The organism is Mesorhizobium sp. M1E.F.Ca.ET.063.01.1.1 (assembly GCF_003998155.1).
In the GTDB taxonomy this organism is placed as follows: Bacteria; Pseudomonadota; Alphaproteobacteria; order Rhizobiales; family Rhizobiaceae; genus Mesorhizobium.
Map to the genome: position 1 here is coordinate 1 of NZ_RZSC01000125.1, position 11,416 is coordinate 11,416.

Annotated in this window: 4 protein-coding genes; 2 read left to right on the top strand and 2 right to left on the bottom strand. The window is 62.3% G+C overall.

Annotated features, from left to right (window positions below):
* Positions 1–2,469: LysM domain-containing protein (locus tag EOA29_RS41290; RefSeq protein ID WP_189478872.1), on the top strand; the 2,469-nt coding region annotated here is incomplete at its 5' end.
* A gap of 398 nt (positions 2,470–2,867) precedes the next feature.
* On the opposite strand, the gene EOA29_RS12205 is transcribed toward EOA29_RS41290, so the two are convergent.
* On the bottom strand, positions 2,868–9,524 hold the full coding sequence (locus EOA29_RS12205) for a LysM peptidoglycan-binding domain-containing protein (RefSeq protein ID WP_189478873.1): 6,657 nt from the start codon (positions 9,522–9,524) through the stop codon (positions 2,868–2,870).
* A gap of 893 nt (positions 9,525–10,417) precedes the next feature.
* Positions 10,418–10,831 (bottom strand): hypothetical protein, encoded by a 414-nt coding sequence (locus EOA29_RS12210; RefSeq protein ID WP_127220947.1) that lies wholly within the window; start codon positions 10,829–10,831, stop codon positions 10,418–10,420.
* A gap of 235 nt (positions 10,832–11,066) precedes the next feature.
* On the opposite strand from EOA29_RS12210, the gene EOA29_RS42215 reads away from it, so the two are divergent.
* Positions 11,067–11,416, top strand: a 350-nt coding sequence (locus EOA29_RS42215; protein ID WP_348628876.1) for an MFS transporter, incomplete at its 3' end; no start/stop codon positions are given.

The following is an 11,416-nucleotide window of genomic DNA, read 5'->3' on the forward strand; positions in this document are numbered from 1 at the left end:
CTGTGGAGTGCCTCGCGCGCCAGCATTGGCGCGGTGAGGACCGACAGCGAACTCGCCCCCGCCGCCAAAGCCTACATGCGCTCCCCCACCAAGCTCAACCGCCTCGCCCGTAGCATGGACTGGACCGCTATCGGCATCGGCGCCCCGCTGATGGCGGCCTCAGCCCACAATCTGTTCCTTTATGGCGACCAGATGTCCGGCCTGCAGCTCGCCGATGCGCTGACCGGCCTTGGCGTGGGCGCGATCGGCACCGGCATGGGCGTGCGCAACCTCAGAGCCACGAAGCCGCAGCAGCAAACGCAGTCCAGCCCACCGCGCTCGGGCACGATCGAACTCGTCGATGAGACCGGTCAGACGATCACCGCCCGCCATCTCGGCCTGCCGCCGAAGAGCCCCGACGACATCCTTCTGCCCGAACCGGATGGAACCCAGCCGCGCGGCGACGATCCACGTCACCAGTCCAAGACCCACATCCTCGTGCGCGACCCCGATACAGGCGAGGCCGTTGTCCTCCCCTATGTGCGCGGCGCTTCCTCCGAACACACACCCAACCCAGCAGGTGAGCCCGACCCATCCACCGACCCCGCGGGCGAGACCAACCCAAAGCAGAACCAGCCCGAGCAACCGGCGCCGGAAGCGTCCTCCCCCAAACTAGCTGAGACGTCTGGGACAGAGACAAAGGGGCCTCCAGCTCTCAATGTCAAACGCGCCGCCGCCTACATACTGGCGGCCAGGGTCCTGGCGGCAGCCTTCGGCCATCTCACTGGCATCACCACCATCTACAACGCCATGAGCGGACAGGGAGCAAGCACGGCCGCCTACTACCGCTCGGCGCTTTCGAAACTTGCCTGGTACACCCACAACCATGGAATGATCGATGTCTTCGAACTCGCCGCCAAAGGTGAGGTCGACAAAGCCATGGCCCGCCTCAACAAGATCATGGACCGAGCCCAGAAAAAAGGCGCAGCGCCATTGAATGACGAGGAAACTGAAGATCTGCGAGCTCTGGTGCAGCGTGTCGGCAACCATGGCGCGGCATACCGCGCTGCCCTGGAAACGCTCGATCCGGCGATGCGGGACACATTGCCCACCATCAAGATCCGCGACCTTCCGCTGCCGGAAGAGGTCATCCGGAACTGGCTGCCGGAGAATCTGGAATCCGTGCCGGAGATCAAAAGGATTCTCACGGCAATGAGCGAGGAACCGAGCGGGGAGTATTCCGGGAAAAAACCGGCGGAGATCCTGGCCGATCTGTCGCGCAAGTTCGACCTTCTGGCGGATATCGATGGCGAAGGGCCACTACGCAATCGCCTTCTTGCCACCAAAGAGGCCCGCGAAGCCTATCGGGCGCTGTATGGGGCATTGAAGGAAGCCCTTCCGAGCGGATCGGAGCCGCAACGGATCGATCACAAGGCAGCCGAGAAAAAACCGGGCAGCTCAATGGCCCCCGACACCTGGCGCGGATATCTGTTCAAACTCGGTTCCTTCGGCGGCGCCTTCAACGTTCTCCTCGCCTGGGGGAGCAAGGGAATGCCTTCCCATGGCGGCTCGCTTCTGCACTCGTTTGTCGGTTGGGGCGGCTACCTGGCCGACCCAGCCGGCGTGGTGCCGGCAACCATCGTTCAGTGGAAATATCTGAAGGCGCTGCGCGAGCTGTCCGACTACAAAGCCGACCATCCTTATCCGCGCACGCCTGAACAGGAGGAGCAGCTGGCTGCATTGGAGGCGCGCCGCAAGCGCCTCAACACCTTGGCAGATTACACCAGCATCGCCAGCGGCATCCGCAATATTCTCGTCGGCGCCCAATATCTGATGGCAGGCAACTATCCTCTTGCGCTCGGATCGTTCCTCCAGGCCGGGAGCAGCTTCGGATGGGTGCTGGTCCAACAGACGCCAAAATCGATGAACATCGCGCCTGGCACCAAGAAGGCCATTCGCTACAGCTCAATCTCATTGGGAATCCTGGTTCCAACCGCAATCATGCTGTGGAAGACGTTGGCCGACGAAGGACAGAAACAGACGGGTCCAAGCATGTACGGGTTGGCGACGGAGGGCTACAGGGACCTCAGCCAAGCCGTTGAGGCCTGGGGCAAGGCGCTGGGGCTCGACGAGCTTCTCGGCAACCGACCTTCTGACCTCGCCTTCGCCAAGGTGATGCAGGAGATAGCCAACATGCCTTTCGACCCGTCCTTGATGCCGGGCCAGAACGGCTATCCCGATCTGCACAGCATAGCCGCTGCAGACCCCGGCGCAGATGACCCGACTTGGCCGTTCGGCATTGAAGGACGAGGCAATCCGAGACTGGAGCGCGAAGGGTTCGCTCCGGTCCTTGCCCAGGAAGGCGACACGATTTCACGCATCGCGCGGGCCTATGCAGCAGATGTTGCCTCGACGGTTATGCTCAACATGGACCATATCGCGGATCCGAGCTTGATCTTCCCTGGCGACAGGATCTATCTCCCTGCATGAGCCTCACCGCGCGTTTCTGATGGATGCGATACTGAGGGCGCGCGCGGCGCTGAATGCCAACAGACGCAGCTGCATTGTGCGCGCGCCGTATATCCATCGGCCGGCCTTGCCCTCTCGGACGCGCCTTCAGCAATTTTCGAGTGGTGCAATGGCTGTCCGGCGTCGGATAGGAGCGCCTCGACCACCGGATCCGCGCCACGGCCGTACGCGATCAGGATACGCCGCCCCTTATCATCCTCTGCGAAATGACAGAGCTTTGCGGCCCTTTCCATACTGGCGTTCCCTGGTTGACGAGCTGGTATAGGCCAGTGACGACGGGATCCTGACCAACATTTTATACTGGTGAAACCGTTGGTTATGTTGGGCAGAGGGAACGTCAGAACCTTCAAGAGGCAAGATCAGTCCGGCAGATAGATCCTGTCTCCGGGAAAGATCAAGCTCGGATCAGCGATATGGTCCATGTTGAGCACCACTGTTTCCGCGACGTCCACCGAATGGCGACTGGCAATAAGGCGAATGCTGTCGCCATCCTTCGCCTCCACCCACCGATATCCAAGCTCTTCCAGGTCGGGATTGATGCGGCCGTTTTCGGCCAAGCCTTCCTTTGAACGCATTTCGACGAATGTCCTGAGGTCGAGGCCGTCCCCGGCGATGGCGACGAGTTGCAGAGACGCAAGAGGATCGAGAAGAACCGAAGGCCCGGGCGTTTCCGACAGTTCCGGCGGTCGAGCTGGTTGGGCTGGCCCGGCCGCGGGCCACACGGGCACGTAGCCATCCCCGTCGAGCGCTTCCATGCCCTCGAATGTCCAGTCCAGGATGCTGCGGCTCTTTGAATCTTCCTTGTCCGAAAGAATGTCCTCGATGACCAGCAGTGTCGGCACAACAACCCCGAGGGAGATGGAGCTCCAGCGGATCACCGGCTTGGCTTTGATAGGGATTTCCAGCTTTTCCATGAGGTCCGGGTTGAATCGCAGCCTTTCGCCAATCTTCAGATGGGGATCCTGCTGGACCATGACCCACGCAATGCTGCTCGCTGCCTGGCTATACAACAAGCCGGCCATAAGGGTATTTCCCCTGATCGCGTAGTATGTTCCGAGCATGATGTAGCTGGCAGCACTGAACAGGCTCATATAGTCGCCGACCGTGTTCCATTTTTTTCGCTCGGCATCGAGCGTCTGGAGTTCTTCTTCTTTTTCAGGCGATCTTGGAAACGGATAGGTCTTCTTGAGGTTGTCGATCTTGCTCAAGATTGCCAGATAAATCGCCTTGACAAACATAGTCGGCCCTGCCCGCACCGGATCGGAGGGATAGGTCAAGCCGCCGATCGGCTTGGCGAGCCAGTTGAGGAACATGTTGAATGGCGCAGCGAACGAAAGCATCTTGAAGAAATATCCGACCTTGGTCGCCGGCGCCAAAGAACTGCCCGAATATTTCTCGGCCGCCTTGTGGCTGATTTCCTTCCCTTCGGTTTTGCTCGGCGACGCCTCGCGCAGAATCTGGTGGAGCGTCCTGTAGACCTCTCTGGCGCCCCACGTCTCCAACAGCCTTTCAGCGAGAATGCCACCGTCCTGGAGATCGTCGGGTCCTAGGCGGTCCAGCTTCGCGGACAGTTCCTGGAGGATCGTCTCCCGATCCTTGTTGTAGTACGCGCCAGACTTGTCTTTCGCCATCCAATTGATAACATTGGCGAATTCAGGCTCTTCCAACCATCCTTGAACGATCTCTGCGGATGTAGGCCGGCTCTCCCCGCTTACATCGGTCATCCTGGGCATCACCTTGCGCAGCTCGGACGAAACGGCTCTGAATGCGTCGCGATAGTTCGCGCCGGCCTGCGCGACGAGGTCGACCATGGCCCAAACATCGTCGGTTTCGGCTTCGGTGAGCCGCGCCCCTCCGTTGCGCGGGCCGGCATCCAGGATCTTGCCAAGCCGGGTTGCGGCCCGTTCGGCCCTTCCCCTTGCGGCCAGGTCGAATACTCCGGCCATACGCTTGCCGTGCTTGTAACTGTGCAGTCTAAACAGCGACTGGGGGTAGTGCGGCAATGTGGATGTTCCGGCGGGCTCGTGCCTTCCTTTCGGGTCAATCTTGTTGGGCAACGCCTCTTGCATGAGTTCATAGAGGGTCTGGTAGGCCTCTCTGGCCTCCCGCGTGCTCGACAGCTTTTCGGCAAGCACGCCGCCGTCCGGGATCTCGTCGGCGGCAAGGTCGCCGAGTTTCAGCGACAACATTTGCAAGATCGTCTGCGAATCTTGACCGTAATATTCGCTGGCCTGGTCCTCCCGCATTGCCGTGATGATGGCGTCGATCTCAGGCACATCCTGCAGATGTTCCGAAAGCCAGCCGTGCACGACACCGCCGGAAGCAGGCAGTTTGCGGATATCGATCTCCGGCAGCGCCTCCCGCAGTTCGGGCGGCAGCGCTTCCCTCGCCTGCTTGTATGCGTTGCCGGCCAGCGCGAATTGCCTCACCAGGTCCCGCAGAGCGTCTGCTTCCTCTCCATTGAGCTTTGCAGCGCCCCACCAGGGAGCATGCTTGATAACCTTTTCCAGCAGCTCCTCGGCCTCATCCTTCATCCCCCTCGCGGCCAGCTCAAACACGTCGATCATGGAATGGTTCTGGCTCAACCAACTCAGTTTCGAGTAGGCCGACCCGACGTTTGCGATCCAGCCGGCAAACGCGCTGCTCATGATGTCGAACGGCCCCAGATTGCCGAGGCCGAGTTGCACCGCCAGTGTCCACAGCGCGGCTGTCTTGAGGTTCAGGGGCGGCGGCGTGCTGCCCTCTTTTGTTGCGGCGCCGTCAAGAGGTTCCCCACGCAACGCATCCGGGAGCCGGGCGGGGTCCGCGAAGTCTGGATTGTAGACCGGCTCGCCGATCAGGCGTCCGTCGGGACTCACCCGCCTGGCCGCGAGAATGTGCTCCGGAGGAATCGTGTCGCTGAAACGAATTTCGTAGTGGTCTCCCCTTGGGAAGCCCCTTTCCACGGGCAATGAGGAGACGATATCCCCGTCGGACACATCGTCCACGACGGTATAGAGCCACCCTCCTCTGCCGTCAGGCCGCCCGTCCTCATCCGCGCCCTTTGCAAAGCCCTTTGCATCGGACGCCGACAGAGATGTCGAGATCATGCCATTGGGATAGGATTGACCGTCCGCGGTGAAGCCATCAACGAAGATTTCATCGGGGCCGCGCGTATCGCCGCGAAACAGGTTCGTCGGCTCCTTGTGTTCGGGCGTCGGCGTGTAGGCATCTTCAGCGGCCCGTGGCAGCCGGGCTCTCAGGGCACTAGGCCTGTAATCGGGACTTGATGTGTTGACCGGCCTCTGCACGTGCGGCTTCTGCGCGTCGTTGGCGGCTGCGCCCGCGAGGTCCGTCACCTCTCCTCCGTCGATCGCATCCTGGAGATGGTCCCCAGTCCGGTGGGCATGGTATTGATTGCTCTCATGCACCATGCCCACGCCGCCGAGGCTGAGCATGGCGGGACCGATGACGGCCATGAACCAGTCGCGGGCCTTGGCGTCGTCGCCGGCGAGCAGCACCTGGCGCAGGCCGTCGAGGGAGAGCCAGCCGCCGGTTCCCAGGTCGATCAGGTTGCCCGCCTGCGTGGCCCAATAGGCGGCTTTGGCCGCCCTCGTCACTCGTCCGAGCTCGGAGGCGTCGAGCAGTTCGCGTGTGAGGCGGCCGCCGGCCATGGCCCCGATCCCCGCCACCGTGCCCAGCATGTCGACATAGGTGCTGCGCGCCGCGCGATTGGACCAGCCGATGTCCATGCCCAGCCCGCGCATCTGGTTGAGATCGTAGGCGCCACGTGCGGCGCTGTAGATCATGCTGCCCAGGAGGGTTCTCGCCCAGAGCGTCGCGTTGGCGGCCCTGGTGAGGCGTGCCGCCCAGAGCGTCGCTTTGGCGACCCTGGTGAGGGCTGCGAGGGTCAGGCCGCCCGGCACGAGCATGGCGCCCACGCTGACGGCGGTCAGCGCGATATCCGCCCGCGCCAACCACCTTTCATCGCCCGTCTCGATTGCCGCTGCCGTCGTTCCCACCCGGACGTCGTTGTCGACGCTGGCGCCGAACAGCTCCATATCGAGACCGAATTGCTCGCCCAGCTCGTAGGGCAGATAAAGAAGCCCCTCCTCGGCGAGATAATTCTTGTCCTGGAAGTGCTTGACGCTGTCGAACCGCCAGGGCTGGTCCTTGGTGATGGCGTCGATCGTCGTGCCGTTGGCGGCCGCCCGGCGGGCCAGATTGGCGATCACCCCGCCGTCGATGACGAAGTCATGGGCATCGGTTTCGGTGACCGTGGAGGCGTAGCCGCCGCCGTACACCACTGTCTCGCTTACGGTGTCCGGACCGTCGACGGCAAACAGCGCGCCGGTCGCCCAGCCATCGCGCTCGGCGGCGTAGATATAAGGAATCACCGTCACCGTGATCGCGGTGGTCTCGCGATCGGCCGCGTCGATGCCGGCTTCCCTGAACATCTCGTCCATGATGGTGTCGACGGTGGCGCGGTCGACTTCATTGTTGCGCCAGTCGAGATCCATGCCGGCGGCGATGAGATCGCGCAGCGCGTCGCCATAGACCACCTCCTGCGCCTCGCCGATGCCCTCCTGGCCCATGATGCGGTCGAAATAATTGGGAACGAGCTCGTCCCGCCTCGACTGGAAATCCTCATAGGCCTGTGCGATCGCCGCGGGACTGGCAGGGGCGTTCCTCAGCGCTTCCTCATAGGCATCCCTGGCCTGCTCGAAGGCTGCTGTGAAGGGCGTTTCGCCGGTCTCCCCCTTGCCGTCGAGGGCGTGGGCGACCTCTTGCGGTAAGGCGGCGCCGTAACCTGACCGAACCGTGTCCTCGAGGGCCGTCGGCAGGAATTCGTATCCGGTATCGGGGTTCCAGAGATGGCCGGCGCTGCCGCCGTCGCGCTGCTCCAGCGACGCGGTCCACCAGTCGGCCACTTCCTGCGCCCAACTCGTCGAATTTGCGGGATTGCCAGCGCTGTCGGCGATCTCGACCAGGGCGCTCAGCTGCTCGAAGAATGCGTCCGTACCCTCCGCGTCATAGAGGGTGTCGAGATCGACATTGTCCAGCACGGCTCGCAGGATGGTCGCCGCATGCTCCGGCGACGTGGATGTCATGGCGTCGAGTTCGGCGGCGCCGGTTCCGGTGTAGCCCTTCAACATGTCGGCCAGGGCGCCGCCGAGATCGTCGCGATTGGCCTCGTCGTCGACAATGCCGGCGACGATGTCGTCATAGCCACCCTGGTCAACGAGCAGGTCGTTGGTCTCGCGCCACAGGAGATCGCCCGAGGTTAGCGTTGCACCGACGTTGTCGTCATAGAGACGCCATCGCTCCTGCACGTCGTCCGTCGCCTCCATCTGGTCGCGGACCGACCCTGCGACGTACGCATCATGGGCGGCAAGCAGCATCAGGTCGCGCTGGCTCAGACCATCGGCATTGGAGCGCCACAGAAAGCCGGCGAGCGTCGCCAGGCTTGCATCGTCCTCCCCCGCCTGGGTCGCGAGCGCCGCGAGCCACGCCTGAGCGTCGGCTTCTTCAGCCAGGCCGGCCATATCGTATGCGTCGCCGTCGAGAGTGATCGTGAACGCCCCCGCATCGTCGATCCCTTCGATCCGGAAGCCGCTCTTCAACAGCAGCGCCAGCGCCACGGGGTCCGCTCCCAGCAGCCTCTGCTCATGATATTCCAGTTCTATTTTTACCCCGTCGACGACGGCGTAGGTGACGCCGCCTCCCTCGGCCGTGACGTTCTGCGTCTCGACGAAGCTGACGCCGAGCTGGCGCAGCAGCGCCACCGACACCTGGTCGCCCGCCTCCCACAGCTCCTTCTCCACCCCGCTCAGTTCGGCGGGATCGATCTCCTCGATGATACGGCCCAACTCGCCGGCCCGGAGATCGACGGCAACCTGATCCACGACGCCCGGGCTGTCGTCACTGCCGAACAGCAGGGCGTCTATGTAGGAGTTGTTGCCATGCGCCTCGCTGACGTCCCCGGCCGCCATGCCGATGAGCTGGTCGGCCAGGATGTCGATGGCGGCCTGCTCATCTTCAGCGCCCAGCGCCTCGGCCAGTTGCCCGGGATCGCCAAGAACGGCGCCGAGCTCGTCCGGCTCGACCCCTAAGGCTGCTGCCAGTTCGTTGCGGGTGTCCTCGCCGAGCGTGTCGATCACATCGGCAACGCTCTCCGGGTCGTCGAGCTGTCCGAGCGCTTCCTGGATAAGTTCGGCCAGTTCCTCATCCGATAGATCGGCTAGCGTCTGCGGCAGCTCGCCCGGACGATAATGATCGGCATTGGGTGCCGTCACCCCGAGCTGTTCGCCCAGCTCGACCAGCACCTCCTGCCCGAGGTCTTCCATCTGTTCGGCAACGGCGGTCTCGAGCGCGGCGGCCGCTTCGTCGACTTCGGCCTGCTCTTCGCCGGCTGCCGCCCCCGCTGCGGTGACCGTCTCCGGCCTGTCCGACAGGTTGTCCGGCAAGGCCTCGGCGCTCTCCAAGGTGTCGAGCGCGTTCTCGAGGTCCTGGCTTTCCTCGGCATAGTCGACCTGCGCCCCGCGCACCGCCTGCGTCTCCCCGAGCACCTGCTCTTCGGCGACATCGATGGCGTCGACCGCGGTCTGATCCTGCCCATCCCGGATCTCGTCCGCCTGGTCGCTGACCGCCTGGTTTGGATCCTCGCCCTGGCTCTCGGCCTCGAGCGCGGCGAGCCGCAGTTCCAGCGCGACGGCCTCCCCGTAGTTGGCATAGGAGGCATTGAGTTCGGCCGAATGGGTATTCCACCAGCCCTCATAATCTTCCTCCCATTCGGCCGCCAAGGCCTCATACTGATCGGCCGGCAGAAGCAACGTGCCGTCCGCGCCGACCGACGCACCGTGGTCTTGCGCCCATTCGTTCTTGAACTCGTTGAACTCGGCCTCGAACTCGGCCAGCGCATCGTCCAGCTCGGCGTCCGCCTCCGCCGTGGCCGCTTCTGCCTCGCGCTGCTGTTCGGCGGTTATGGTGTGCTCCCAGCCGTCCTGCTGCTCCGCCCGGCGCTGCTGTTCGTCCAATATGGCGCGCTCCCAGCCATCCTGGACCGCCTGACCCTGCTCGACATCGGCCGGCCGGTTCTGCGTCTCGACATCGGCCGCCACGTCGTGGCGCACCGGCGCATACGACCAGGGCTGGCGCATCGCCGATTGGCCGCCAAGATAGAGCGACGACGACCCGAGCCCGCCTCCCTCCGTCGATACTGCTGCAGGCCAGCGCCCCTTCGGCGCCGTCCCCCGCCGCTCCACCTCCTCCGTCATCGCCGCAAACCTGGCCGCAAGCCGCCTATGCTCGACGCCCTTCGTGCCCGCACCACGCGCACCCAAACCTTCCCCGGCAACATTCGGCAGCCGCATCGATATCCGACCTACTGACATCAATCTCTCCTGGGGACTGCGCTGAAACCCTTGCGTCGCGTTGATGCGTGAATCTGACGGTGCTGGTTGTCTTCGTCCTGTGCGCGAGGACACGAGAGTGCTGAATTCAGAATTAGACAGGCTTGAGCATTGCAGGTTCAAAAGAGAGCATCACGGATTGCGAATGACGCAACTCAATGCATGCATCCGCCGACCCGACAGAGGCGACGAACGGTCTCCTTATGAGGAGCGGCGGCACACCTGGTTCGGCCATGTCAAGCCCGTCGACTGGGAAGTTGTTGAGACCACCGAGCAGCTAGTCGCAGACCCTCCACACTCGGCACAACAATCTCTATTCGTGTGAGGTTCGCTGCATTCCATTCATCCCGGTCTGGTTTCGAATATCATCGATTCCGATCGCTGCGGGATCGCCCAGCTCGATCAGAAAGCACGCTGTAGGCTCGCGGCTGCGTTCGGCTCTTTCAAGATCGGCACTCAAGGTTTCAGAAAAAAACGCCGGCCACAAATGATCAATTCTGGGCGACCGATGAGCTCAACTAATGCCCGCCAAGTTGGCCGCGGGTGTCGCAGCCAGCGATGTCGTCGATCGTCGTGCCCTGGTCTCGGCTGGGCCGCTCAAATTGGCGCTCGGTGCGCGATCGGTCGCTAGGCGATTGGGCAAAGTGTAGCCTCGGACCGCCGCTCCGACATTTCGATAGCGTCCGGAACAGAGCAAGCGGGGTGCCCATCGGAATTGCGCAGCCAAGCGCTTTTTCAAAAGTATGGAACGCGTGCCGTCCGATCGAATCGTCATCCAAGACGGCCAGACCATGCCTCCAAATGACTTCGTAGCAGACTAGGCTGACGCCGCTATTGGGCAACACAACAACCCGTTCATCCAGTCGCATGTTTTTACGCGGCGTTTGGTAACCGCTGAAATCAAAACCCTCTTCGCTCGGATGCGAACCCATCCCGAAAATCATTAGATCAGCTAATCGATCGACTAGTATTCATCGTTTGCTTCTCGCAAGCGTTCCCTAAAAACTCAACAAATCGAAACGCACGGCCGGCTCGACATATTGTGCCGCCAACTTTTGAGTACAATTCTATCCATGAATAGCTTTTCCAGTTTTCAGGCAGGGCATTCCAGACTCAACCAGGGGGGGGGCTTTAGACAATACCAGGTGGAGGGTTACATTGACATCGATGGTGGAAAGGCAAACGTCAGAATTAGTCGTATTGAAAACGAGGAAATTGGAGCAGGCGCGCGGCAAAACTCAACTCTATATCACAATGCTCGCTGTGGCAGTAGTCGCATCAAACTCTCTCGTCCTAAGCCCGATCCTGTCGGACGTGGCAAAATCTCTTGGTTCGACCCCGACCGCGATCTCACGAGCCGTTGCAGTCTATGGCGCGGGAACCATGATCTCGGCGCTGTTTCTCGCCCCGCAGATCGACCGGCTTGGGGCAAGTCGAGCCTTGAGGTTCGCTCTGCTTTCTCTCGCTCTCGCGCTTCTGTGCAGCGCAGGCGCGACCCATCCATTAATGCTCATGGG